A 25,569-nucleotide genomic window follows, 5' to 3' on the forward strand; every position below is an offset into this window, starting at 1 on the left:
AAAAACAATTATCTACTTCATCTCAATGCGTCTGATAGCATAATAATATTGCGTCGCTTTTTATCACAAGTTGAGGTTAAACAGCCTTATCTGTTATCATCATAACCACAATAAAAACAATAGAGAGTAATATGGAAACAGGTACCCTTATATCTTTGGCTATATATTTTATCGCAATGGTAGGCATAGGCGTCTATGCATATAGACAAAATGAAGAAACGTGTTCTGGCTATTTACTCGGTGGTCGAAAGCTCAGTGCTCCAGTAGTTGCGCTATCAGCAGGTGCTTCTGATATGAGCGGTTGGATGCTCCTCGGCATTCCCGGCGCAATGTATTTATCCGGCGCATCATCGCTTTGGATTGCCTTTGGCCTGTGTATAGGCGCGTGGCTAAATTACATTATTGTTGCTCCTAGACTTAGGGTTTTCACTGAATTAGCAAAAGATGCAATAACGCTCCCCGACTACTTTGAAAATCGTTTTTATGATTCTAGTCGTTCATTAAGAATTATAGCTTCAATCGTTATTATTATATTCTTTACAATTTATACCTCAGCTGGCATCGCTGCTGGAGGTAAATTATTCGAATCTTCTTTTGGTTATAATTACGAAGTCGGTTTGTATATTACCGCTGGTGTCGTGGTCTGTTATACCTTGTTTGGTGGTTTTATGGCAGTCAGTTTAACTGACTTCGTGCAAGGTATTATCATGTTTATTGCATTGGTAATGGTGCCTACAGTCGTTGTTTTCGAACTCGGCGGTATTAACAATACAATCGACATCTTAGCCGAAACCGACAGCAACCTACTTTCTTTGTTTATTGATGCAAGCACGGGGGCGACAGTTACCTTTGTTGGTGTCGTCTCATTGATGTCGTGGGGCTTAGGTTATTTTGGCCAACCGCATATTATTGTGCGTTTCATGGCGATCTCTAGCATAAAAGAAATGCCTGCCGCTCGCCGTATTGGCATGAGTTGGATGATTGTATCCATCTTTGGTGCAGCCGCTACAGGTCTGTTTGGATTAGCATATATGAACTCTATTGGCCAATCTTTAGATGATCCTGAGACGATTTTTATAACTCTTTCTCAATTGTTGTTTCATCCCTTGATAGGTGGCTTTTTACTAGCTGCTATTTTGGCGGCTATCATGAGTACTATCTCTTCACAGTTGTTAGTGACGTCTAGTTCTCTGACGAGAGACGTGTACGTTACCTTTATTGACCAGCAATGCAGCGAACCCAAACAAGTTGTCATTGGACGCATATGCGTGGCACTAGTGGCAGTTGTTGCGATTGCTCTTGCATATGATAAAGACAGCAGCATTTTGTCATTAGTCAGCAATGCATGGGCAGGCTTCGGTGCCGCATTTGGTCCACTGGTTTTGTTTTCTTTACTGTGGAAAGACATGAGTCGAATTGCAGCAATAGGCGGGATCGTAAGTGGTGCAGTAACCGTATTGGTATGGATTTACGCACCATTAGGTGAAAATGGTGGATCTATTTATCCAGATTTGTATGCCATAATTCCGGGATTCTTTGTATCAAGCTTGGTTATTGTTGCAGTATCCTTACTAAAGCCTGAGAAAGATGACAATATTCGTTTACTTTTCTCTTCATTTGTCGATAAATACGCAATGGAAAGTAAAAAATAATATGAAAAGGCCACCAAATTAGATATGGAATTTTTCGCTGCTCGCCAGCCTATTTTGGACAGGCAAAAATCATTATTTGGTTATGAATTGCTTTTTCGCACGAGCTTGGACAACGTCTTTCCCGACGTTGACCAAGAGCAAGCAACGTCAAAAATGATAGAAGGATTACAGTTTGACCTAGGCTTGGATCGTATTTCCGAAGGTAAGTTGGCATTTATTAACTTTACGGAAAAAACCCTTTTAGGCGGCTACGCTGAGTTGCTTCCCAAGCAAAAGATCGTGATCGAAATACTAGAGACAGCAAAACCAACCAAGTCACTTTATCTTGCATTACACAAACTGCATCAAAAAGGCTATATGCTGGCCCTCGACGATTTTATTCATGATGAGAGATGGACGCCATTTTATAAGCTCATCCATATTATTAAAATTGACTATCTCGAAAGTACTACCGAAGAAATTGCTCGAACTATTGCCGCGGCTCAAAAATATCCCAACATTAAATTACTAGCAGAAAAAGTGGAAACTAACGAAGAATTTACAAAAGCTTTAGAGCTAGGGTTTGATTACTTTCAAGGTTATTTTTTTAGTCGACCTGAGGTGATAAAAAGCGTCTCTCTTACGCCTGCTCAAACCTCGATTGCCGGAATAATGAATAAAGTAGCGGCGGAAGATCCTGACTTTAACGAAATTACTAAGCTGTTTGAATTAGACGTTACACTTTCTTTTAAGCTATTACGTTACACACAATCGGCTATATTTAAACGCCAAAATGCAATTAAAACCATTAAACAAGCTGTTCTAATGCTGGGTAAAACCGAACTTGAACGCTTTGTAGGCCTGCTTTTTGCTGCTCAATTTAGCGGTGATAAACCACAAGAACTTATTCGCTTGTCGATGCAACGTGCCAAATTTTGTGAACTATTAGCGCCTCATTGCGCACAAAAAAATAACAGCTCATCTGCTTTCTTAACCGGCATGTTGTCTTTAATTGACGCCATGCTCGATGCCGATCTTGGTGTGGTTATCAGCGACCTGCCGTTAAGTGACGAAATCAAACGCGCGCTTACTAGAAAACAAGGTTGGTTGGCCGACTGCGTGACACTTTGTCAACACTTTGAAAAAGGCAATTGGCAACAAATGGAAGACAGTTGTATACGCTTACAAATCCCTTACAACGAGATACTTGAAGCATATCAAGTCGCCAGTGTTTGGGCTCAAGAAAAGGTGGATCAGTTTGTCTAAGCCCTTAGACAAACATAACACCTAACGACAACCTTACTATTACACCTTGCTGACTCTGCTCGAAGCAATAAAGATATATAACATATTTGTCATATTTTTATTTTTCTAGTTATTAAAACGCTATTAGACATACCAAATTATAATAATCGAATATATCTTAAATATGCTAAAGTTCTAAGCATATAGATTTTTCGCATATAAACCTTCTAACAAGGAGTCCGTCACTGAAATGACTACCTCAATTCCATCTATTACTCACCTAAAACAGCTTGAAGCTGAGAGTATTCACATTTTTAGAGAAGTTGCAGCTGAATTTGACAATCCAGTCATGTTATATAGCGTCGGCAAAGACTCATCGGTACTTCTGCACCTAGCCAGAAAAGCATTTGCCCCTGGCATCATTCCATTTCCGCTTTTGCATGTTGATACTAAATGGAAGTTTAAGGAAATGATCTCTTTCAGAGATGAAATAGCCAAAAAACATAAGCTTAACCTACTTGTTCATACCAACCAAGAAGGTGTAGAGCAGGGCGTTGGCCCCTATAGCCACGGCAGTGCAAAACACACAGACATTATGAAAACGGTCGCGTTGAAGCAAGCGTTAAATAAATACAAATTTGATGCTGCATTTGGCGGTGCTCGTCGTGATGAAGAAAAATCACGCGCCAAAGAACGTGTGTATTCATTTAGAGATGAGAATCACCGTTGGGACCCAAAAAATCAGCGTCCAGAGCTTTGGAATATCTACAACAGCCAAATCAACAAAGGCGAAAGTATTCGTGTATTCCCAATGTCGAACTGGACTGAGCTAGACATATGGCAATATATTTACCTTGAAAATATTGAGATTCCGTCATTGTATTTATCTAAACCACGTCCTGTTGTTAAGCGCGACGGCACCTACTTTATGGTTGACGATGACCGCATGCCTATGGAACCAGGCGAAACACCTGAGATGCGTTCGGTAAGATTCAGAACCCTTGGCTGCTACCCACTGACTGGTGCAGTAGAATCTACTGCAGATACCTTGCCCGAAGTTATTCAAGAAATGTTGCTAACTAAAACATCTGAACGCCAAGGACGAGTCATCGATCATGACTCCTCTGGCTCTATGGAAAAGAAAAAAATGGAAGGTTACTTCTAATGACAACTAATATTGTTTGGCACGAACACGACGTAGATAAAAAAGCCAGATCAGAAGCGCTGAGTCAAAAGCCAGCGGTTATTTGGTTAACCGGGTTGTCTGGCTCAGGTAAATCAACTATTGCTAATTTACTAGAGAAAAAGCTCTATTCTGAAAACAAAAAGATCTATTTGCTAGACGGCGATAACGTGCGCCATGGACTCTGTGGTGATCTGGGTTTTGATGACAAAGACCGTGTTGAAAATATTCGCCGAATTAGTGAAGTTGCTAAATTATTTGTCGATTCAGGCACTATTGTTATCACTGCATTTATATCTCCCTTCAAAGCTGACCGCGGGTACTGTCGTTCTTTATTAGAAGCCGGCGAATTTATAGAAGTATTTGTCGATACGCCTATCGAAATTTGTGAGCAGCGCGATCCCAAAGGCTTATATAAAAAAGCACGCAGTGGTGACATTAAACACTTCACCGGTATCGATTCTGCCTATGAGAAGCCTGAGGCCCCTGAAGTGCATCTGACTTATGTCGACGAGACCCCTGAGCAAACCGCTGAACGCCTTTTCAATATGCTATCGACGAGAGGTTTTATATAATGACGAGTTTTGAATTAACCCCAGATCTTGCTGAAAAAGTAAAGCGAATTGCAGTCGAAGCCGGCGACAAGATTATGGAAATATATGGCCAAGACTTCACCATTTATGACAAGCCTGATTCCAGCCCATTGACAGAGGCGGATTTAGCCGCTCATCATCACATTGTTGATAGCTTAGCAGCTATATCACCGTTGCCTATCCTGTCTGAAGAATCGGCGGATATTCCATGGTCAGTGCGCAAAACATGGGTCCGATACTGGCTGGTAGACCCATTAGATGGCACCAAAGAATTCATAAAAAAGAACGGCGAATTTACCGTAAATATCGCGTTAATCGAATATGGCGAGCCTACTTTTGGCGTAGTGCACGCACCTGCCATTAATAAAACTTACGTTGGTCAAGTCGATGTTGGTGCTTACAGCGAAGTTAGTGGTGTAAAGGCCGCGATAAAAGCAAGCGAGCGCAAAGCCGGAGAAACGTGGAAGATTGTTGGCAGCCGCTCGCACCAGAGCACGGAAATAAACAAGATACTTGATAGTCTTGGTGGTGAAAATGAATTGGTCGCGATGGGCAGCTCGTTGAAGCTTTGCTTAGTCGCTAGTGGCGAAGCTCATATGTATCCGCGCGTTGGACCTACTAGCGAGTGGGATACCGCTGCAGCGCATGCCGTTGCGATTGCAGCTGGTGCAAAAGTCACTGTTTTGGACGTTAATAATCCCTTTGACAAGGACGCATCTCCACTTCGATACAACCAAAAAGATTCTGTCTTAAACCCCTATTTCTTGGTAAGTTGCTAACATGAATAACGAAAACGAATTGCTTCAAACCGACATATTGTCGTACTTAGAACAACACGAAAATAAAGACCTACTGCGATTTTTGACCTGTGGTAGCGTTGATGACGGTAAAAGTACCTTAATTGGCCGTTTATTATATGACTCAAAAATGATTTATGAAGACCAGCTCGCGGCTATTACTAAAGACAGTAAAAAAAGTGGAACAACTGGCGAAAAAGTTGATTTAGCATTACTCGTCGACGGTCTGCAATCAGAACGCGAACAAGGTATTACTATTGATGTTGCTTACCGTTATTTTAGTACAGAGAAACGTAAGTTCATCATTGCCGATACGCCAGGACACGAGCAATATACTCGTAATATGGTGACTGGTGCGTCAACCTGTGACCTTGCTATTATTCTTGTGGATGCACGAGAAGGTGTAAAAACACAAACTAGACGCCATTCATTTTTAGTTTCTTTGCTTGGTATTAAGCATATTATTGTTGCCGTTAATAAAATGGACTTAATAGAATATCGACAAGATGTTTACGAACAGATCCAGAAAGACTATATGGAATTTTCAACGCAGTTAACCATTCCGGATATTCGTTTTGTGCCTCTGTCCGCGCTTGAAGGCGACAACGTGGTTAATCGCAGCGACAAAACACCTTGGTTTAAAGGTGAGTTGTTGATGGAATTGCTTGAAAATATGGAAGTTACGCAACAGCTATATAAAGACTTCCGTTTTCCAGTGCAATATGTCAACAGGCCGAACCTCGACTTTAGAGGGTTTGCAGGGACGATAGTGTCAGGTTCGATTAAACAAGGAGATGCCATTACCGCATTACCTTCCGGAAAAACCTCAACTGTTAAGACAATCTCTACTTTCGACGGTGATTTAGATATTGGATATGCACCAAACGCAGTCACATTGACCTTAAATGATGAGATTGATATTTCACGCGGAGATATGATTGTTAAGTCAGATGCTTTGCCATTGCAATCAACTGCATATAAAACCCATATGGTCTGGATGTCTGAAGATGCGCTTATTCCTAATAAGCAATATAGCTTTAAATTTGCAACCAAAAAAGTGTCAGGAAGCGTCTCGAGTATTGACTATCAAATAGATGTAAATACCCTACAGAAAACTGACGCGTTGCACCTTAACTTAAATGAAATTGGTGTTACTAACATCAAATTGACGCAAGAGGTTGCTTGCGACCCTTATGCCGAGAACCGCAAAACGGGTGCATTCATTATGATCGACCGTCTCACCAATGGCACAGTCGGTGCTGGTATGATTATTAGTGAGAATGAAACCAATAAAGGCTCACATCAGTATTCTGAATTTGAGCTTGAATTTAACTCATTAGTGAGAAAACATTTCCCGCATTGGAATGCAAACGACATTAGCGGCTAGGTTATTATGTAGAAAGTCGTAAAATGTAGGGAATGCAGTTATTAATTCACTGTATTTCCTTTTTCATTGTTCTAATCTAATGACGTTGATGAAACTTAAGCCAAATCAGAATAAAACGTAAAAGACACCCATTAGCGCTAAATATGTTAGCAAAGATGCAAACTGACTAAACATGCCACTTCATATTACTAAAAAATAGGTTATGCTTGGATTTTTAAGTGCAGCCTAGCTATAAGCGTAAGTAATCGCGGCAATAGTCATCGTACGAACAGCCATTGCAGGAATACCTATTGCAGGAGCAGCCATTGAGCCATTGCGAAAAAATACAATGAACAACAAGGTAGTTATATAATGACTTGGGAACAAATTCTCGTCTTAGTTGTTTTTTTCAGCACTATTTTTGGACTTGCTTTTACCAACAAACGTCCCGCCAGTGTATTTGCTGCTAGCATGCTTTTGCTGCTGTTAACGCAGCAACTTTCGCTTGAAGCCGTTCTAAAAAATGTTACCAATACCGGACTTGTCACCCTCGTTTTGCTGTTGCTCGTTAGCCATTCTATTGATAAAACCGCCTTCATAAAACGGCTCGGTAGAGCTATCGTGAGAAAGTCATTCACGCAAAGCTTCTGGCGTATGTTCGCCGTCACATTTAGCTCTTCTGCTTTGCTTAATAATACGGCTATTGTTGCTAGTTTAATTGGTCCAATTAAACAGAACCAATTACATGCTCCCTCGCGACTATTAATTCCTCTGTCCTACGCCGCGATATTGGGTGGAACGGTCACCTTAATTGGGACATCAACAAACTTAATAGTCGACAGTTTCTTAATTGAACATGGGCATCCCGGGTTTAACTTTTTTGATTTTACCTTGTTTGGCTTAACTGCCGGTTTAGCCTGCGCTGTGCTGTTGTTTTTCCTCACTCCTTTGTTGCCCAACATTGCTAGCAACGAAAACAGCTACCAGAGCTACCTTCTGGAGGCTGATGTTGAAGCTGCATCAGAATTGATCGGAAAAACAGTAGAAGAGAACCACCTGCGCAACCTGCCAGAGTTATTTCTTATCGAAATTATTCGCCGCAATGTGGTTATGTCACCAGTGACGCCAGATATGTTGATTGAAGAAAATGATAAATTGATATTTTCTGGCAATGTACAAAAAATGGATAACCTTGCACATATTAAAGGCCTAACTATGTTTGCGGAAGCTGACGGCCTATTACGTGATAATTTAACAGAAGTGATCGTGTCAAATCGTGCCCCGATTATTAATAGAACACTCAAAGAAGTCGGTTTTAGAGCCTTATTTGATGCAGCAGTTGTTGCTATACGAAGAGACGGCGAACAGATATCTGGTAAGATAGGAGAGTTAAAACTGCAAGCAGGTGATTTTTTATTACTTGCAACAGGCGCCGACTTTCAACGTCGAGATAACATTACCAAAAACTTCTTTGTTGTATCTGAGCAAAAAATCACCAGAAAACTCAAGCCTTGGCAAGAAGCTTTCACCCTTCTTGGATTTGTTAGTACTATTGTTTTAGCGGCAACATCAATGGTTCCATTAGCTCTCGGCCTACTCTTCTTTACCGCAAGTTTGACGCTAATAAATGTTTCTTCAATTAGAGAAATTAAGCGCCACTTGCCGGTCAATCTGATCTTAGTCATCGTTGGTGCGTTAAGTTTAGCAACCGCACTTGAAAGTAGCGGAATTATTAGCTTAGCCACTAATGGATTGATGCCAATCATTGGTGATATGCCACCCGTATATGCTCTGACCCTAGTGTATATTATGACTTTGTTACTTACCGAGTTTGTCACTAATAATGCAGCTGCAGCGCTTATGTTTCCGTTTGCCTACGGTATAGTTAACGCAATGGGGCTGCCATTAATGCCATTCGCACTTGCTGTCGCCTTTGCTGCTAGTGCTAGCTTTATATCTCCTTATGGATATCAAACTAACTTAATCGTGTTCAGCGCAACAAACTATAAGTTTAAAGACTTCGTTAAAATAGGCACTCCCATCTCGATTCTGTACTCAGGCATCGTGTTGTCATTGCTAACTTGGGTGTATTTGTAAGGCCTACTTTTGGCACTAAAACGTAAGTAAGTAAGCAGAATTAAGTAAGCCGAATTAAGATGAAGACGCTGCAAAAGCGAATGGACGCTATCAAGACATTCGCGACGCGCCTTTTGACCCGCATGCTAGAATAGAGTACGCTTACGTTTTAAAGAAATATTTTGCCCTTTCTAATGGAGACGTTCATGAAATTAACACTCATAAAAAGTTTTGCCGCAATTGCTCTACTTGGATTTTTCACGCAGTTTTCAGCTGCACAAGAAGTCACTCCAATGGCAGCTGCTAAACAAATCGCTGACATCGTTGCTTCAATAAATCATTTCCCTTCTGATGAAGATAAAGCCGCACTAGCAACTATTTCTGCTGACGACAGCTTACCCCAAAACGTACGGGACATGGCTACTGCTGTGTCTACGATAGCCCATTCAGCAAACGATGAAGGAAAAATGGCAATGACGCGCATTCAAGCAAGCGATAAAGCGCCAGATTGGGCTAAGTCCTTAGCCGGAATGATTGCTAATTTCAACCATATGCTAAGCGATGAACAAAAACAGAAGTTGGCTAAAATATACCCTTAAAAATTGACTTGATGTTTATTAGCCACTTTTTTCTATCGAAGAATGTGGCGAGTATTTTTTCTTAGCGTAGAAGAAGCAAGGAAGCGGTAAAAATGATGCTATCGCAATTGCTACAACAGAGACCAACAGCAGCGGTTACAGCTGATACAAACAAAAACACGTCCATAAAAATTCCTTTTAAAGACTAAAATCTACCTATAATTCAATTTAATTTGGCCTAGGATTTATTGTAGTCACGCTTCATTGTGAACTACATTGAAAGTCCGAAAAAAATACCGCCAATTGGAAATATTATAAGAGCTGTTACTAATCCATCAGCAAAGGGGTGTCCTTCCAAGAGAAGTATTATTAATCTAAACAAGGATGATATATTACACATTCCATGAAAAGATTACCCCTTTGTTAGTGGTTGTTGAGTCTACCTATATCCCTGAGACCGCTTCTGACTAGGTATCCTAATGAATTGAATGAAGTAATGGGTATCATTCATCGCGCCAGATCCACCCAAGTTGTGAGCCGAGCTGGACCTTCAAATAAACAAGCCAAGACGGGTGCGGTAAAAATCATTCAGCGATTTGGAGATGCGCTGAATCTGAAAATCTACTTTCACGTGTTGTTTTTTTAAGGCGTTATGAACAAGAGCCCTTGGGACGGAACTACCTTCACTCGCATCAAAGCACCTTCTCACGACAATATGCTCACCTTAGTTCACGCCATCAGTCAGCTAGCACAGATGGCGAATATGGCTAGCAGGGATTGCCCAGAGGTCGGTGACCGCTGAGTAAGAGAGGGTATTTAACATAGACATCACCGAATGTGAAAGCGCGAAAAGCGTAACGTGAACGTAATCGTCTGCATTACGGACAGGTTACTTAATAGCACTCTGTTTTTTTGTTTGTCGACACTGTCAAATTCTTTTACAGGTATCTGCTGAGTTACTAGCTGTTGACGTTTAGTAAATTTGTATTGGAAAAACGTTAATTACATTCATGCCTCTACAAATATGCGCTTTAGACAGTGGTGTTAATGAGTTGAAAACAAAAAGAAATAGAAGTTAGCCAGAGACTATAGGTAAGCCGATTAACATATATCCAATTACTGGCAGGTGTCAGTATATTTTACAAGTTCTCAATACTTAAGCGTGGTATTTATTTAAGCTATTGTTATATATAAATAAAAATAAATGGAATGATAATTGCGTAAAAATGACGAAATCTTATTTATTAGATACAATGCACCATAATAAATACACTCAATGATAGCGATAAGCTGAAATACGTTGGTCTCATAGCATCTTAGATATAGAAACACGTTGCGCAACGCGCATTAGGAAAATTTTATGCCTCGTATAGTATCGCTGTTAGCCCTTTTATTCTTAGCCATGTTTGTGTTTGTTGAAGTAGCGTCGGCGAAGCTTCTTCGAAGCACAGGAAGAGGCGTGCTAAGTGAACAGTTTTCTGAAGACTACTTTTTTGTAGAAAATAAAGATATCGTTCGATTTTTAGACGGATCCTTTGGTATGAGTCAATCTGGTTTTGATAACAGGTTCTCTTTGTCTAATTCTATTGGCGGCGGGGGCAGAGGTATTTCAGCCGTACCTACCAACGGGCCAACCGCAACTAACTGCAATGGTAGCTACGATGATTTTGAGTTGCAGGACGCATTGAATGACTTATCGTCAGCTGAGAGCAGCGACGACCAGACAGATATAGATAGAGCAACTGCGGCCTTAGAACAACTTGAAAACGGCGACCCCTGTGTTTACCAATTTGAGCAGGGTGAGGATTTATTAGCGTTTGGTTCTTTTAGTATGTTTTTCGACACGCCTTCAATTACGACATTAATCGAGTGGAACATTGAAGGAAAGGACCCTATCACCGGTAGCGTTAATACTGGTGGTGATATCACAACGCCAGACGGAACGATAGCAAATGGGAACGTGGTGCTTGATGCACCAGCTCCCGCTAACCTAGCAGTTGGAGTATATGACTTAAAAGTACGCGCGATATTATCAAGTGACCTAGGTGAGTTTTTCATGGTGCGCGAGTCTGAGCCACAGAGCTCAACGCAAAGTATAACATTACAGCTCACAGAGGAAGCAAATCCTGCGTATATCGTTTGGCAGGACGCATTTGAACAGTGGCTGCAAGATGTATATGACCCTTGGGTAGATAATAATCGGACAGGGCCTGAGCCCGTGTTTGGTCTTACTGAACCTGACGTTTTTATTTCTGGCTATCAAAGCGTAAGTGAGAGCGGCTTTGTAACAACAGCCCCAAGGTCTTTCTTTTCACTGACAGAAACTTTACAAATTATAGCAGCAAGCACGGACCCCGAAATAAATCCAGTTAATGCGCCTTTAACTTCAGGCTTAATGTTGTTCGCTTTTATCGGCTTATGGATACGTAAGCGCGCATAATTGGCGTAAATTTGATTGAGTAAGATTATCGTGTGTTAAAAAAGGAGGCGTAAGCCTCCTTTTTATATTCTGTAAAATGTTATTAAACCATGACTTCTTAGTATTGATACAAACTGTTAATCAGTTTGAAACAAGGCTCTAGCCTCTAGCGCTTGTTTGGCTAAATCCTTGTCAATAAAATCAATAAGCGTTTGATATTGCAGTTCATTCTTAAGGCTTGATAATAGTGGGTCATGTTTAGTCCACCATTCTCGCCAGCCAATGTCTATTGACCTTTGCAAATATTCAATCGCTTTTTGTTTATTTCCGCTTAGGGCATATATGCGAGCGCCCAAATAAATTAATTCAGACTGATTGATTGACGCCCTTATCTGCTCTTCAAAAAGCTGTTGGCACTTTTCTAAATAGTTCGCGGACATATCCTTTTTACCCAGTTCCTGATAAGCCCAGGCTATCTCAATCGCAGGTGAACAATAAGGCATATAGTATTTATCTGCGTCCTCAAGTGTTTCACTATTTTCAATGAATAAGCCAAACGCTTTTTCTTGATCACCAAACATGGCGTAATACCAGCCTGCCTCAAATGCAACCCAATAGTCATCTGGATTAGCTGCAAGCTCAAAGTCCATTTTTTTAAAAAGCTCATCAAATTTTTCTTCAAAGATTAAGATTGTGGACGCATAATCTGGATTGGAAGTTTGCTGTTGGAGAACATCAACTAATCCTAAAGCCATCATTGCACCATATACTCGATTGAGCAGTTCCTCATTATCTGGCGACAGCTCAGCTGCGCTTTGCGCTGCTTGCATCGAACCTACGTAGTTGCCTTGACTAAAATATAGATCTGTCAGTCCTTGATATGGAAATGTCGATTCTGGATAGTCTTTTTTCAAGTTCTCAAACACGGCTTCCGCCTCATCATATCGACCACGCCATGACAGCATCAAGCCAAGATTATAAGTACTGGTTAAAAACAAAGGGTCGAGTTCCCTCGCTTTTTCTTGTGTCTCAATCGCCTCATCAAAGCGTTGTAATATATAAAGAGAGTTAGACTTCCACACATACGCGATTGCTAGGTTAGGATTAAGTTCCAAAGCCTTATCAAATGCGCTCAAAGACTCCTCATATTGATTTCTGAGTTTTTTTATTTGTCCGAGTACGGCATAAATTTCGGCCATCTTAGGTTCTCGAACAAGGGCTTTTTCTAGATTTTGTTCTGCTAAGGTTGCAGCAATTTCAGGTTTTAACACACCAAAAAGTCCGCCACCTTCGGATAACGATGCAAGTGTATCAGCCAGTGCAACGTAGGCCTTCGCATACTCTGGGTCGAGTGCAATCGACTGCTCAAATAGGGTACGGGCATTTTTCATCGATTCGCTGGTTTGCTTGCGGTAGGCTTCGCGCCCCTTAAGATACATTACATATGCGTCTACGCTTTTGGTTGCTGACAGCGAAGTAAGGTCGCCTGCCTCTATGTATCTGTCTTGCAGTAAATTAACGACCGCTCTGCTAATTTCGTTCTCCAAGTCAAAGATGTCTTTTAGTTCGCGCAAGAAACTTTCTGTCCATAGCGTGCGTCCGCTTTCCGTGTCTAACAATTCAACACGGACTCTGAGGCGATTCCCAGTAGCGCGAACGCTGCCGGTGAGTAAGGTCTGAACATTTAATCGGCGGCCTATATCAGTGGGAGTAAGTCCTCTTTCAGATAATATTTGGCTTGAACGTGATGCCGACACCTTGAATCCATCGGAGCGACCAAGTAGCCCCGTAATTTCTTCCGACAGGCCAAGGGCCAAGTAATTTTGATCTTTATCAGCGCTCTGGTCTGTAAATGGCAATACCGCAATAGAATCAGCAATTTTGACCGTTGCGTAGCCTTCCTTGGACGCGATTTGCTCGTCTTTAAATGAACTGAAATACTGAACCCCAATAAAACCACTGACTAAAACAATGGCTAAGAGCCCTACCCAATTGCTGATACCAAAAGGTTCAATAGCAGGGTTTTCTTCTTCGTCTATGCCCGGTGTACGACTGACCCCTTGAAAACTAAAATCAAAGTGCCAGCTTAGGTATACCATAACGGGAAAGCCGAACACTAAAAAATACAGTACCCCAGGACCCACGAGCGGATGCACGGTAATAAAACTAGCGACAACGCTAACTACCTGCAAAACCAACCAAGAGATGCCAGCATAAGCTAGCAGCGGTTTTATGACTTCGCGTCGTTTTATCTCATTTAAAAAACGTTTCACTGAAGTTTTAATCCTTTTTAAAACAAAAATGTGAGAAAGATTAATGTATCGCAAGCACCTAAATAAAGGAAGTAAACAATCTGTTTTATCAGGGGCAAATACAACAATGTCACCTTATATTTAAAGCTGCATTGTTACTTAATAAAGTTCGCAAATTCATTGAATTAAAATTACCAAGCAATGTAAATATAGCAGTGCTTCGGTTTTTCTAGCCGCTGCAATAATGAAGTGGATGCCGCGGATAGTTGACATTATTAGTTGATTGTGTAATCCCTCCAGTTCATTTTCACCAAGCTATTGCTTTTGGTTAAACGGTGGATTGGCCATAATAAGGTCAGCTTTGAGGTCTGGATGTTGATGTTTAAAAAACCTATCCCCTGCTACTTCGCCCAAGTTGGGCGAGATACCACGAACGGCAAGGTTCATTTTAGCCAACTTATTGATGGTATCGTATCAATAAGCGATGCCAGCTTACTGGTAACCGAGGGTTTGCGAAACTGCTCATAACAGTGAGCGGTAGAGTTCCGCTTTTGCATAATAGGTGCTAACGTCACTTATGGATTTTTTGTGAGCCATACCAGAACTATCCAGACGGGCATTTGCGTTGCTAACAATTACGTTAAGGCAAGTTTACTTACATAAAACAGTATTAAACTAGACTAAATGCTCATTGCTTTTTTTTCTTCTTTTTACCCAGCAGTCCAAACCAAAAAAAAACGTCAAAAACAAAGCCAAACAGAATAAAAGCGAATACCCCTGACACACTTCCAACACGATAATCCAATAAAGCTAAACAAAGTAAAATTATGAGGAGGTCTAGTTCTTCAGCTTTTTTTGATATGCAATTACCATTGAAGTGAACTGAAATTTTACAATTTTTAACATCCTCGGTACTAGCCTAATTGCGGCAGCTCTGACCAAGCTGGCATCAGCAACGATACATTGTGAATATGTTTCTAATCGAAAATATCGATGTAAACTAAAAAAATAGATGCTTGTTGAATAGTATAAAAGTATCGTCTATTCTAAACTTACCAGCTGAAAAATTAAGCACCTCACTATGCATAAATTACTGATTGCAACTTGTATAACGACGGTTTTATCTACCCCGGCTTTAGCGGTAACACCAGAAGAAGCCCTTGCGTCGCGTTTTCGCGCAGCCGAAGCATTAATGGATGCCAATCTTATAAAGGAATCAGTTCCTGGCGCCGCCATAGGCATTGTGCATGATCAGGCCCTTATTTGGAGCCATCAATTTGGTGTTGAAAGTTTTAAGACCAATAACCCTGTGACTAACGATACGCTTTTTAGCATCTGCTCGGTGTCGAAACTATTCAATGGCATTGCTGCCATGAATTTAGTTGAAGAAGGGAGCCTTGGTCTTGATACACCGCTTTCACAATATAACAGCGCATTGGCGATGACAGACAAGCAGGGCTCAGAGGAGCCAGTTACCGCACGCGGTATACTGAGCCATGTCGCCGGATTGCCACGCGAAGGAATGCGTGATTATTGGGCCGACACCAGCTTCCCCGATATGGCTGCCTTATTCGATATAGTGAGTGCGCAAGAGCAGCTTTATCGTCCGTATGACCATTGGCAATACTCCAATCTTGGAATGTCAATGTTAGGCGATGTGATAAGTAAGGTTAGCGGCATCAGCTGGGGCGATTATATAGAACAGAATATTTTTACACCGCTTGGGATGAAAGGCTCAACGACCGATATGCCCTTCGATCTCGTAGGCAATGGCTTTGCGCAGGGCTATTATGTTCGCACCGCTAAGGGTGAACGTAATGCAGTAGAAAAACATAGCTTTAAGGCATTTGCACCGGCTGCTGGAGTCGCTTCCAGTGTGCACGACATGGCTAAGTTTGCTTCCTGGCACTTTCGTTTACATGAAAAAGGCGGCGAAGAGATATTGAAAGCGACCACGCTTAAAAACATGCAGCGAGTGCACTGGGTTGGCGCCGATTTTAACGAACCAGCTTGGGGCCTTGCTTATGCCACGCGTCGATATGATGGAAAAACTGTGTGGGGTCATGGCGGCTATTGTCCGGGTGCACGAACCGAGTTCATTATGCGCCTGCCGACAAAAATTGGTGTCGTTATGATGGTTAGTGTTAATGATATATCGCCCAGCGCCGTGGTCGAGACAATCTATTCACTGACCGAAGCCGCAATAACCAAAGCCTATGGTAAAAAAGCGCTAGATGTTCGAGAGAAGGCAGCAGTGCCTGATGGAAGCAAAGACGAAAGCAAAGTAAATCTATCCGATTATGAAGGTGCATATCATAGCGTCAATTATCCTTCGGATAGGTATATTGGTGTGAACGAGAACGGACTTTTTGCCATGCCTATTTTTAACAACGATCCTGTAGGAAATATGCAAACTTGGGTGCACGAAGAAGGTGATACTTTCCGCCGCAAACGTGATGATGGTACTTTAGCCGAAGCGATCACATTTGAGCGGCATGCGGATGGCGACGTAAGTGCTTTGCTTCAACATAGTTATAGATTAATGAAGCGTTAAGACGCGTTACTATTAGAGATTCGTCATATTGGTATTTTTTTAAACGAAAGTCATAAAGCAAAGTGTGAACTTCAAATCTACTAAACTAGATTAAATACGCCTTCTTTTGGCACTCAAGTGGACCTAGCTTCCCCCCTACGTAGCTATTGGAAGTGATCAATAAAAACGAAGGTACTCATAAACAATTAAGGTCTTAGCACAAACTACAGTCGCAGTCGTTTTGAAATAGAAACATTGCACCAAAAGCATTAGCATTGAATGCCGCTCATTTTTATACTAAGCTCCTCAATACTAAATACACGCAAATAAAAAATTAACCGAATGCAAGATATGCTATCTAAAATTATTATTATTTCTAAAAAACTAAAGGATGTTACATGCTCAAAAAATTAATTTTTATTTCATTATCTTATCTCCCTCTTTCTGCTTTTGGAGCTGAATTTGAATTTTCACTTGGTGCTGGCTTGCAATACAGTGGGTCGGTACTCAATTAGCAGTAAAACATGAAGATAGTAAATATTTTGTGTCTGTCCCGGGATATTCACTAGGAGTGCAAACAATAGTTTCAGATAATGAATATTATTCGGTTGGTTTCTCGCTCGGCAAACTTGATGGTCTATTGAATGATGGTCTATTGAATGGTGGTCTATTGAATGATGGTCTATTGAATGATGGTGGTCGAAATGGCTTGATAACTTACAATTATCATATGAGTGGCTTTAAAAATGATGGTTGGGTTGTTGGCACTGGCATCGGTTTTTATGATGAAAAGTCTTATACACAGTTATTTACTCATGAGCGTATATCCCCCTCAAAAAAAGCTCTGTTTACTATCGATATCGGCTATAAATTTTAAACATAACTAGCGCATCAGCGATACAGGCTTGCGGCGGTCCTATTTTTGTATGTATTGCTTTCACCTTAGGCACATACAAATCAAATGCATGTGCCTTTAACACTCTAACCATTCTGATTAAAACGCATACCTTGCAGATAAAGAGTACTGCTTACCATCACCGTCTCCAAGAATGCCGACGCCTAATGCTAATTGTTCATTAACATAGTAATGACCACTTAAGCCAAGCTGCGTCCTATCATCTCCAATCTGTCGGCGCACAATGTGTGTGTCGATCTCAAACTGATCAATTAACCGAGAGCGAGCGCCAATTTTTATTTGAAGACCGTCGTCATCAGCCTCAGCTGAATTGACGCCGCTACTTGCCTCTATATTAAGGTTAACAAAGCCCAGTGAGCCATATAAGTCAGTGATATCTGAAATACGGTAGCGATACCCTAGGTTGATATCAAAGAGAGTTACGTCGACATCAACGTCTGCTGGGTCATCAGATAGACGGCTATACTTTCCGTCAACAAATATATTGTCAGTTAGTAAGTATGAGACTGTTATTCCCAAGCCTAGTGGATCAAAGCCATTGGCATTGTCGATCGATAGGGACTCAACAGAGCCTTGTACAAAATTCCATTCTGGTGCTGTTTCAGCAAACACTGCAGTTGAAGAAAGGCCACTGCTTAATAAGATAATTGCTGCTAATTTGGTTTTCATAAGTTTCCTTTGTGTATGAAGTTTGATTTATTTTGTTACGTATATTGTTGATTTCGTTGATAAGATTACACTAGCGTAACTGAACAAAAACTGAACTTTAGTTGAACAAGAGATGAATGAAAAAGAAAGTATTATGAATAAATAGACTGATAGATATATTGACTTAGCTGGATGGGGCAGCAGCAGAATTAGGTATATTTAATATCAAACCTAGCTTAATGCACAACAAAAGTTTCAGAGTTAACTATAGACTCGAAAATATACGTGCATAGCCATTAAAAATTAGAATTAAATTATAATAATAATTTAAAAACTAGTCATATTTTTTAATAAAAAATAAATATTTGGAATTAAATGCTAAAAGATCATATATCTATGGCTGATAAAAGAATCCAATGCTAGACGCTGCGCTTTATAATATGTGCCATTATCAGCAACGGATATGGACAACATGAACAACGCCGCACACGCAATCAGCAAACTAGATAAAGTTACGTCAAATAACCAATTTTGGGAGAATATAGCAAACCAAATCGTTATCGATCCTAAATACAAACACCGTATTTATGCTGACTGGACCGCAAGTGGGCGTTTATTTCGACCAATAGAAGACCGCATTACCAATATGATAGGCGGATTAATGGCGAATACTCACACTGAGGACAGCTACACCGGACGGGTCATGACAACGTGGTTGCATGAAGCCGATCAGGTTATTAAAAAGCATGTGAATGCATCAGCCGACGATGTTTTATTAAATGTCGGCAGCGGCATGACAGGTGCTTTAGCTAAATTGATGCGTATGATGGGTTGGTGGTGCCACGAGCAACATCGGGCAGCTGTAGTGGCAACTATGGGTGAAAAACCGTTGGTTTATATTACTCATCGTGAACATCATAGTAATCATACCATGTGGGTTGAAAGCTTAGTTGAGCTTAGAATTATCCCGGCCTTACAAGGTGATGAAATAGATATCGACTGGCTAGAACATGATTTAGCAAACGAAAAAAATCGAAAAACTAAAATAGCGTCTATCACAGCGGCTTCGAACGTAACTGGTATCGAAACGCCTTATCGCGAAATAGCAAAAAAAATGCATAACCATGGCGGTGTTTGCTTTGTTGATTTTGCGGCATCAGGCCCTTACGTCGACATAAATATGCACCCTGCAAAAGGTGAATGGCTAGATGCAATATTCTTTTCACCACATAAATTTTTAGGTGGTCCTGGCGCATCAGGTGTTTTACTCTTTAATAAGCATCTTTATCAAAACAAAGTACCGGAGCAGCCTGGTGGCGGCACTGTATTATGGACTAATCCATGGGGTGAACACCGTTTTATTGAAGACATACAACAACGAGAAAGTGGCGGTACCCCGGGTATTTTACAGACTATACGCACCGCGATGGCAATTCAGTTAAAAGAGGAAATGGGAACCCAACGTATTTATGAGCGTGAACAATATCTAAATGCTATTTTATTTAAACGCCTAGAGGACATTAAAGGTGTGCGTATATTATCTGACCAGCATACACATCGCCTAAGCGTATTCTCAATTGTATTTGACGACATTGATTACAAAACAGCAGTGCAACGATTAAGTAATGATTTTCAGGTTGAAACACGCGGCGGCTGCGCATGTGCTGGCACCTATGGTCATCATTTATTAGACATTGATTATTGCACATCCAAGAGCATTACTGATCAACTTGATGATGAGTTTCAAAATTTAAAGCCAGGCTGGGTTAGAGTAAGTTTACACCCTAGTATGAGCGAAATGGACATTAATAAAATAGCTGACGCAATACAACAGGTCGCCAGCGGCGCCGCAGCTAAAGTGGTTGAAATAACGCCAGTTAATTCTATTTGGGAACCATTAATTTAAGCAAAGCTTAGCGCGCTATATTGTAAATATATAGCGTACTCATGGGCTTGGAGAATACGTCAGGCCTGGAAATAAAGGACCCCTTAGTTTGAACATCTGATCACTTATGAGATACCTCACAAAAACCGGTTGAGCTGCGACTTGTCTACAATAGTAGAAGTTATTCAAATGTTCAGCTAGAGTAATAGCCAATTACGACCCCCTTAAAGGCTAGATAGAAGCTTGAACACATTCCAATACACCTCCCCCACCTCATTCAGTAGTTACCGGTTTGAAGATCTGTCTAATCTGGCCCTCTATAGTGCTTTAAAACTTCGCAGTGATGTTTTCGTGGTCGAGCAGAACTGCGTTTATGCAGATTTAGACGACAAAGACATTCAAGCAAATACATTACACTTGTTGCTTGAAACTAAGGCTAACACTTTGCTCAATGACAAATCCGAGTCTGTCAACGGCATTATCGCTTACGCACGATGTTTAGAGCCGGGTAGCTCGTATCAGGGTTGCAGTATTGGTCGTGTCGCGGTTGCGAAAAAAGCACGAGGTAATGGCCTTGCAAAATTATTGATGTTAGAGGCAATTAGTATATGTAAGCAACATTGGCCTGATGAAACTATTCAGATTGGTGCTCAGGTCTATCTACAAAAATTTTATGCTCAATTAGGTTTTATACCGTTTAGCCAGCCTTATGATGAAGATGGCATTATGCACATAGATATGCAGTTACAAACAAAATCGTAGTTTACAGGGGCGTCATACTGACTGCTTATATTTTTCCATTATACATCGACGCCTCGGCGTAAACGTTTTATTGAGTAAGCGCATCAACGACATGGCTCACATTCCAACTTTTCGTTTAAATGCTTCCCATGCATAAAAGGTCTTTAAAGCGGGTCGCCTAGCTAATGCGAAAGGAAATTGCTTGAGAGGTGATTTCCAAAACGGCAGATCAGGTAATTGCTCTGGAGCACAATGCAATTGCGCAAGACGTTTTCCTGCTTGAATAGAAAAAGCCAATCCTGCACCGCAATAGCCGCTGCTATACAGTATTTTGTTCTGTGGGTCGTGATAAACGCGTGGATAATCATCTAAAGAAACGCTTACCCATCCGCTCCAAAAAGCACTAATTTTGACATCATATAAATTAGGAAAAGTTGCTAATAGTCCATCTTTTAAGGCTTTTTGATACTTAGCGTTATTCGCTTTTTTTCCTTCAATCGCTCCTCTGCCTCCAAACAACAAACGATTGTCAGCTAGTATTCGGTAGTAGTATTTTAACGGCCTGGTATCCATAAACATCAAGCCAGCTGCCATTCCAACATCCAGCAACTGCTGGGGCGTTAAGGGCTGCGTCACAATAATGCTAGATATAACCGGAAAGGTGCGATCTTTGAGACCTTTATACAAATTCCGTTGACCATAACCATTGGTCGCTACAACCAGCGTATTTGCCGTAATTGAAGCCGATTTCGTTCTCAATACATGCTGTTTATCCACTCTTTGACAATCGATAACGGCGCTATTTCCGCAGATAGTAACGCCTGCATCTGCCGCTTTTTTTGCAATACCTTGGCACAGCAACCAAGGGTTAATGCCAAACGCATTAGGGTAGTAAATACCGCTATATGCGCGCGTGCCGGATAAATACTTGGTCGCAATATCATCCGCTGAAAGTGATAATATTGAGTCACCGTAATCCGCAGCTAGCTCTTTTGCTTGATTATGCAAAGCACTGACTAAAGACGGTTTGTGGGCTAACTTTAAATAACCACCTGCAACGCGTTCGCAGTCAATACCTTCATCGACTAGCTGATTAACCGTATCAATTGAATTGAGATATTCAGCATAAATGGATTGGCTGACTGACTTGCCCCAGCGTTGTCGCATTTGTTGAACACTTAACCGTCCCGTCCCCGGTAGCACAAACCCGCCATTACGACCACTGCAACCCCAGCCCGGTTGATTAGCTTCGACAACAGTACATTCAACACCAAATTGTTGCGCCAAGTTGAGAGCACATGACAAACCAGTATAGCCAGCACCAATGATCACAACATCCGTTTTATGCTCGCCAACAAGCGGCAAATAAGCGTCAGAGGATTTTTCTGATACCCAAAAACTGTCTGGCTGATGCTGATCGCTGGGTGGCACATTATCCACAAGTGGGTCGTACATTACTGAGCTAACTGATTGAATTTAAGTATCATTTCAGCAGCCGTACATTGGCATAAAACACCGCATACAGGACAGTCGTAGCTATCTTCAATACTGTATTGCTGCCATCTATTTGTATGCTCTTTGACTAATTTGCCGCCACAAGCTTTGAAATAACTTAACGCAGAGTTGCCCGGGCTGGCTAGCCAAATATGCGCGACTCCTGCAAGCGCACCCTGCTGCTTGGAAGTAACGATTGATTTTTTCAATAATCTTGAACCCACTCCACGCCCTCTCAATTCAGCGTCAACCGTATTGCATTTAAAATAACAGACATGTTCTCTAGGAACGTCCCATTGCAGCGGCGAACACCATTTATCAGGCATCCATTGATTGCTTGCGATGGTCAGGCGAAAGCCAATTAAATAGCCATCCGGCGTGTTTCTCAATGAGCTAACATTCAACTTATGCAGCTCGTCTGCTGTTAGCACCGCGACCCAACTCGCATTGATATTGTTTGACCAACTGCATTGATACAAGCCAGTTAAGCTATTTTCATCTAAGTAATTATCACCATGCACTTGGTTACCTAGAGCAATAACAGCATCAAAATGATGGGGCGAAAGTTGTACGTAGTTTATTGACATATAGAGATCGCGTTGGGGTTGTGGTTATTATAATTGATGTTAACTAGGTTATAGCAAAAAACACCACGCTTTTTATCTAATTGCTTGCTTGAACTTTGAATTTACTTTTGAAAATCGATTCACTCAAATACCCCATGTTGAGTTTTTATTATAAACTGAATTTTGTTTTTTTACTCAAATCACTCGTATCAGAATGTTTCTAGTTATAAAAAGTGATATATTTATTCTAATAAAATTCGAAAAATAAATGACTAATGAACGTTCAAACTACTAAAAAATCTACTATTCTAGTGAAGACTGTATCACTTTTTTTATGTGTTATTTTTACGTCAGCGTCGATTGCTCTTGCTGATGAAGAAAAAACGGTACTTCCACACTATGTTTTTATTCCAACCGATAACCCAATATTGCAAGCCCAAACGACATTAAGCAAAGCAAATGCTGAAAATAAATATGCCCTAATCGTGCTTGGCGCGCAATGGTGTCATGATAGCGTTAGTTTAGCTGAACGTTTCTCTACGGACAAAATGCAAACGCTATTGTCGGAGCGCTACGTTACCCAATTTATTGATGTCGGCTACCTGCAGGACCGACGAGATATCACTTCCTTAGTAGGCTATCCAAATTACTTTGCCACACCTACGGTGTTAATAGTTGACCCAGTATCTAATACTGTAGTGAATATGGATTCACTTAAACAATGGCAAAGTGCAGATAGTGTTGAGCTTCAAATCTATATTGAGCAATTTTCTCGTTTCAAAAAAGAAGCAAATTCTATGAAACTTGCACAAGCGCAAAATAAGCCGTCTTTAGAGGCGTTTGAAAATAAACACGCCGAACGTTTGCAGCAAGGCTATCAAGTCTTAGGACCCCTGTTGGCTGCGAGTGATCTTAAAGACGCTAGCAATATAACAAGGCAAGAACGCGAACAATTTATAAAACTTTGGCGTGAAGTGAAAGAGTTTCGAACTGCCTTGCAAGCTAATATTCACGAATTAAGAAAAGCCGATCTTGATGACACCGAGCTGCAGTTAAAATTAGCCGATGCAAGCCCAACAATGCAATCTTGGGAACGCGCATCGAGTAAAGATTAGCAGGTTTAAACGGCGATGCTGTTTACAAAGGCCATTTACAAACGCCATTTACAAACGCCATTTACAAACGCCATTTACAAACGCTACACACCAAATTATGTGCAAAAATTTAAGCAGTAATACTGATTAGCAACTAACGGTCACTCGTTCTTATATACATTTGACATGAGTTATGTAAAACAATGTGCATTTCTCTTGGGTTTGCTGTTGATTATAAACATCAAGTTATATAACATTCACACTCTTAGAAAATTTGAAGACGAAATCAAACTAAAATGACTATTACAAATTTCAGCCATCATCATATGAACGTATAACCTTTCAGGTTCGTGCTGGAAGGGTGTTGTTTCCTTTCCACGGCATTAAAGAAATTTGAAGCCCTCGAGAGGAAACTTTCGGGGGTTTTTTGTTTGATTTTCGTTGCATATTAAATCAAATCGATCTCTCTGGGCTGGAATGGGTATTAGATAGTGCTATTAGATTGCGTTGATAACGGGGTTGTACTGGATCTTAAGACCGTAAGTTACGATAAGTGCTTACCGTATAATAACGATTTTGCGAACCTTAAAAATTTCCAATTTAGATTAACAAGTAGTAGCAATTAAGCGAAAGCATACAAAGGAACTAGAAATGAGCGATTCAACAAGATTAAAAATTGCAGTACAGAAAAAAGGCCGGTTAAGTGATGACAGCATTGCGTTGTTAAAAGCAATTGGCATAAAACTACAAATTAGAGATCGCTTGCTCATTGCTCATTCAACCAATCAGCCTATCGATTTATTACTTGTGCGAGACGACGATATTCCAGGACTAGTAATGGATGGCGTTGTCGATATGGGCTTTATTGGCGAAAACGAACTTGAAGAAAAAATGCTGGAACGCCAATCATCTAATCGCCCTGCTGAGTTCAAAACACTTCGTCGTTTAGATTATGGCGGTTGCCGTTTATCTATTGCGATCCCAAACGAGATGCAGTACGACGGCATAAAAACATTAAATGGCAGCAAAGTAGCGACAACTTATCCTTATCTATTAGAGCGCTACTTCAAAGAAAACAATATTGATGCACAAGCGGTCATGTTAACAGGCTCTGTTGAAGTCGCGCCGCGTGCCGGTGTTGCTGACGCAATATGCGACCTTGTATCAACAGGCGCGACACTCGAAGCCAATGGCTTACGTGAACAAGAAGTTATTTTTGAGTCAAAAGCCGTGCTAATTCAAAGAGCGCAGCCTTTAAGTGATGACAAGCAAGCATTAATTAATCGCTTATTACCGCGCGTTGATGGTGTTCTGCAGGCAAAAGAAAGCAAATACATCATGTTGCATGCACCCAAGGCCTACTTAGAACAGGTCAAAAGTTTGCTTCCTGGTGCTGAGAATCCAACGGTACTGCCGTTAGCTGGTAATGACGACACAGTCGCTATTCATGTGGTGAGCTCAGAGACATTGTTCTGGGAAACCATGGAAAAATTAAAGTCGTTGGGCTGTAGCTCAATTCTTGTTATGCCAATTGAAAAAATGATGGGGTAAA

Annotated in this window: 20 protein-coding genes and 1 pseudogene; 16 read left to right on the forward strand and 5 right to left on the reverse strand. The window is 40.9% G+C overall.

Translation table 11 applies throughout. The features are described from left to right. Positions 1 to 131: 131 nt before the first annotated feature. The 10 genes from putP (at position 132) to G399_RS0106715 (ending at position 11,909) form a co-directional block, all read left to right on the forward strand. Complete coding sequence (putP, locus tag G399_RS0106670; protein WP_006010649.1) at positions 132 to 1,652, forward strand: sodium/proline symporter PutP; 1,521 nt, start codon at positions 132 to 134, stop codon at positions 1,650 to 1,652. Between the two features lie 24 nt (positions 1,653 to 1,676). Further along, entirely contained in the window at positions 1,677 to 2,897 is a 1,221-nt protein-coding gene (locus G399_RS0106675; protein ID WP_006010650.1) for an EAL and HDOD domain-containing protein, read from the forward strand. A gap of 229 nt (positions 2,898 to 3,126) precedes the next feature. Then, positions 3,127 to 4,041, forward strand: coding sequence for a sulfate adenylyltransferase subunit CysD (gene cysD / locus G399_RS0106680; RefSeq protein ID WP_006010651.1), 915 nt, complete (start codon positions 3,127 to 3,129; stop codon positions 4,039 to 4,041). Then, positions 4,041 to 4,634, forward strand: coding sequence for an adenylyl-sulfate kinase (gene cysC, locus G399_RS0106685; protein ID WP_006010652.1), 594 nt, complete (start codon positions 4,041 to 4,043; stop codon positions 4,632 to 4,634). The genes cysD and cysC overlap by 1 nt, the downstream gene beginning before the upstream one ends. Then, a complete protein-coding gene (cysQ, locus tag G399_RS0106690) occupies positions 4,634 to 5,431 on the forward strand; it encodes a 3'(2'),5'-bisphosphate nucleotidase CysQ (protein ID WP_006010653.1) in 798 nt (265 codons plus the stop codon). Before cysC ends, cysQ begins: the two co-directional genes overlap by 1 nt. A 1-nt stretch (position 5,432) precedes the next feature. After that, complete coding sequence (gene cysN, locus G399_RS0106695; protein WP_006010658.1) at positions 5,433 to 6,836, forward strand: sulfate adenylyltransferase subunit CysN; 1,404 nt, start codon at positions 5,433 to 5,435, stop codon at positions 6,834 to 6,836. Between the two features lie 351 nt (positions 6,837 to 7,187). Continuing rightward, positions 7,188 to 8,912 (forward strand): SLC13 family permease, encoded by a 1,725-nt coding sequence (locus G399_RS0106700; RefSeq protein ID WP_006010661.1) that lies wholly within the window; start codon positions 7,188 to 7,190, stop codon positions 8,910 to 8,912. Between the two features lie 185 nt (positions 8,913 to 9,097). Then, positions 9,098 to 9,490 (forward strand): hypothetical protein, encoded by a 393-nt coding sequence (locus G399_RS20275; RefSeq protein WP_006010664.1) that lies wholly within the window; start codon positions 9,098 to 9,100, stop codon positions 9,488 to 9,490. A 631-nt stretch (positions 9,491 to 10,121) separates the two neighbouring features. Beyond that, complete coding sequence (locus G399_RS21960) at positions 10,122 to 10,271, forward strand: hypothetical protein (protein WP_006010669.1); 150 nt, start codon at positions 10,122 to 10,124, stop codon at positions 10,269 to 10,271. Positions 10,272 to 10,829: 558 nt separating this feature from the next. Next, positions 10,830 to 11,909, forward strand: a complete 1,080-nt coding sequence (locus G399_RS0106715; RefSeq protein WP_006010671.1) for a hypothetical protein — start codon at positions 10,830 to 10,832, stop codon at positions 11,907 to 11,909. 116 nt (positions 11,910 to 12,025) lie between these two features. Here G399_RS0106715 and G399_RS0106720 read toward each other — a convergent pair whose 3' ends face one another. Next, a complete protein-coding gene (locus tag G399_RS0106720) occupies positions 12,026 to 14,161 on the reverse strand; it encodes a tetratricopeptide repeat protein (protein WP_006010672.1) in 2,136 nt (711 codons plus the stop codon). A 297-nt stretch (positions 14,162 to 14,458) separates the two neighbouring features. Next, a pseudogene (locus G399_RS21545) lies at positions 14,459 to 14,608 on the reverse strand (N-6 DNA methylase); the annotation flags it as partial. Between the two features lie 613 nt (positions 14,609 to 15,221). On the opposite strand from G399_RS21545, the gene G399_RS0106730 reads away from it, so the two are divergent. Together G399_RS0106730 and G399_RS0106740 are read left to right on the forward strand one after the other, a co-directional pair. Beyond that, positions 15,222 to 16,694 carry a serine hydrolase domain-containing protein gene (locus G399_RS0106730; protein ID WP_006010675.1) on the forward strand — a complete coding sequence of 491 codons (1,473 nt, stop codon included), beginning with the start codon at positions 15,222 to 15,224 and terminating at the stop codon, positions 16,692 to 16,694. A 550-nt stretch (positions 16,695 to 17,244) separates the two neighbouring features. Continuing rightward, positions 17,245 to 17,550 (forward strand): hypothetical protein, encoded by a 306-nt coding sequence (locus tag G399_RS0106740; RefSeq protein WP_006010680.1) that lies wholly within the window; start codon positions 17,245 to 17,247, stop codon positions 17,548 to 17,550. A 117-nt stretch (positions 17,551 to 17,667) separates the two neighbouring features. Here G399_RS0106740 and G399_RS0106745 read toward each other — a convergent pair whose 3' ends face one another. Next, positions 17,668 to 18,258: a porin family protein gene (locus G399_RS0106745; protein ID WP_006010683.1), complete on the reverse strand. Its 591-nt coding sequence runs from the start codon at positions 18,256 to 18,258 to the stop codon at positions 17,668 to 17,670. A gap of 451 nt (positions 18,259 to 18,709) precedes the next feature. Between G399_RS0106745 and G399_RS0106750 the strand changes: the two genes are divergently transcribed. Together G399_RS0106750 and G399_RS0106755 are read left to right on the forward strand one after the other, a co-directional pair. Then, on the forward strand, positions 18,710 to 20,143 hold the full coding sequence (locus tag G399_RS0106750) for an aminotransferase class V-fold PLP-dependent enzyme (RefSeq protein ID WP_006010685.1): 1,434 nt from the start codon (positions 18,710 to 18,712) through the stop codon (positions 20,141 to 20,143). 222 nt (positions 20,144 to 20,365) lie between these two features. After that, complete coding sequence (locus tag G399_RS0106755) at positions 20,366 to 20,884, forward strand: GNAT family N-acetyltransferase (RefSeq protein WP_026843536.1); 519 nt, start codon at positions 20,366 to 20,368, stop codon at positions 20,882 to 20,884. A gap of 96 nt (positions 20,885 to 20,980) precedes the next feature. Here the strand turns inward: G399_RS0106755 and G399_RS0106760 are convergent, their stop codons facing one another. Both G399_RS0106760 and G399_RS0106765 read right to left on the reverse strand, forming a co-directional pair. Then, complete coding sequence (locus G399_RS0106760; protein ID WP_006010690.1) at positions 20,981 to 22,318, reverse strand: NAD(P)/FAD-dependent oxidoreductase; 1,338 nt, start codon at positions 22,316 to 22,318, stop codon at positions 20,981 to 20,983. After that, the gene (locus tag G399_RS0106765; protein WP_006010691.1) at positions 22,318 to 22,944 is read right to left on the reverse strand and encodes a GNAT family N-acetyltransferase; all 627 of its coding nucleotides are present in this window, start codon (positions 22,942 to 22,944) and stop codon (positions 22,318 to 22,320) included. Before G399_RS0106765 ends, G399_RS0106760 begins: the two co-directional genes overlap by 1 nt. A gap of 254 nt (positions 22,945 to 23,198) precedes the next feature. Between G399_RS0106765 and G399_RS0106770 the strand changes: the two genes are divergently transcribed. Next, complete coding sequence (locus G399_RS0106770) at positions 23,199 to 24,038, forward strand: thioredoxin family protein (protein ID WP_006010692.1); 840 nt, start codon at positions 23,199 to 23,201, stop codon at positions 24,036 to 24,038. Positions 24,039 to 24,668: 630 nt separating this feature from the next. Then, positions 24,669 to 25,568, forward strand: a complete 900-nt coding sequence (gene hisG, locus G399_RS0106775) for an ATP phosphoribosyltransferase (RefSeq protein ID WP_006010693.1) — start codon at positions 24,669 to 24,671, stop codon at positions 25,566 to 25,568. The last annotated feature ends 1 nt before the right edge of the window (position 25,569 follow it).

Origin of the sequence: Brumicola pallidula DSM 14239 = ACAM 615 (assembly GCF_000428905.1) — a bacterium.
In the GTDB taxonomy this organism is placed as follows: Bacteria; Pseudomonadota; Gammaproteobacteria; order Enterobacterales; family Alteromonadaceae; genus Glaciecola; species Glaciecola pallidula.

Bases quoted from the DNA above. Each gene is read 5' to 3' on its own strand.
- G399_RS0106730 (WP_006010675.1), top strand. From the start codon at position 15,222: ATGCATAAATTACTGATTGCAACTTGTATAACGACGGTTTTATCTACC.
- G399_RS0106745 (WP_006010683.1), bottom strand. From the start codon at position 18,258: ATGAAAACCAAATTAGCAGCAATTATCTTATTAAGCAGTGGCCTTTCT.
- cysD (WP_006010651.1), top strand. From the start codon at position 3,127: ATGACTACCTCAATTCCATCTATTACTCACCTAAAACAGCTTGAAGCT.
- cysN (WP_006010658.1), top strand. From the start codon at position 5,433: ATGAATAACGAAAACGAATTGCTTCAAACCGACATATTGTCGTACTTA.
- G399_RS20275 (WP_006010664.1), top strand. From the start codon at position 9,098: ATGAAATTAACACTCATAAAAAGTTTTGCCGCAATTGCTCTACTTGGA.
- G399_RS0106715 (WP_006010671.1), top strand. From the start codon at position 10,830: ATGCCTCGTATAGTATCGCTGTTAGCCCTTTTATTCTTAGCCATGTTT.
- G399_RS0106765 (WP_006010691.1), bottom strand. From the start codon at position 22,944: ATGTCAATAAACTACGTACAACTTTCGCCCCATCATTTTGATGCTGTT.
- cysC (WP_006010652.1), top strand. From the start codon at position 4,041: ATGACAACTAATATTGTTTGGCACGAACACGACGTAGATAAAAAAGCC.
- hisG (WP_006010693.1), top strand. From the start codon at position 24,669: ATGAGCGATTCAACAAGATTAAAAATTGCAGTACAGAAAAAAGGCCGG.
- G399_RS0106750 (WP_006010685.1), top strand. From the start codon at position 18,710: ATGAACAACGCCGCACACGCAATCAGCAAACTAGATAAAGTTACGTCA.
- G399_RS0106675 (WP_006010650.1), top strand. From the start codon at position 1,677: ATGGAATTTTTCGCTGCTCGCCAGCCTATTTTGGACAGGCAAAAATCA.
- G399_RS0106770 (WP_006010692.1), top strand. From the start codon at position 23,199: ATGAACGTTCAAACTACTAAAAAATCTACTATTCTAGTGAAGACTGTA.
- G399_RS0106700 (WP_006010661.1), top strand. From the start codon at position 7,188: ATGACTTGGGAACAAATTCTCGTCTTAGTTGTTTTTTTCAGCACTATT.
- G399_RS21960 (WP_006010669.1), top strand. From the start codon at position 10,122: ATGAACAAGAGCCCTTGGGACGGAACTACCTTCACTCGCATCAAAGCA.
- putP (WP_006010649.1), top strand. From the start codon at position 132: ATGGAAACAGGTACCCTTATATCTTTGGCTATATATTTTATCGCAATG.
- cysQ (WP_006010653.1), top strand. From the start codon at position 4,634: ATGACGAGTTTTGAATTAACCCCAGATCTTGCTGAAAAAGTAAAGCGA.
- G399_RS0106760 (WP_006010690.1), bottom strand. From the start codon at position 22,318: ATGTACGACCCACTTGTGGATAATGTGCCACCCAGCGATCAGCATCAG.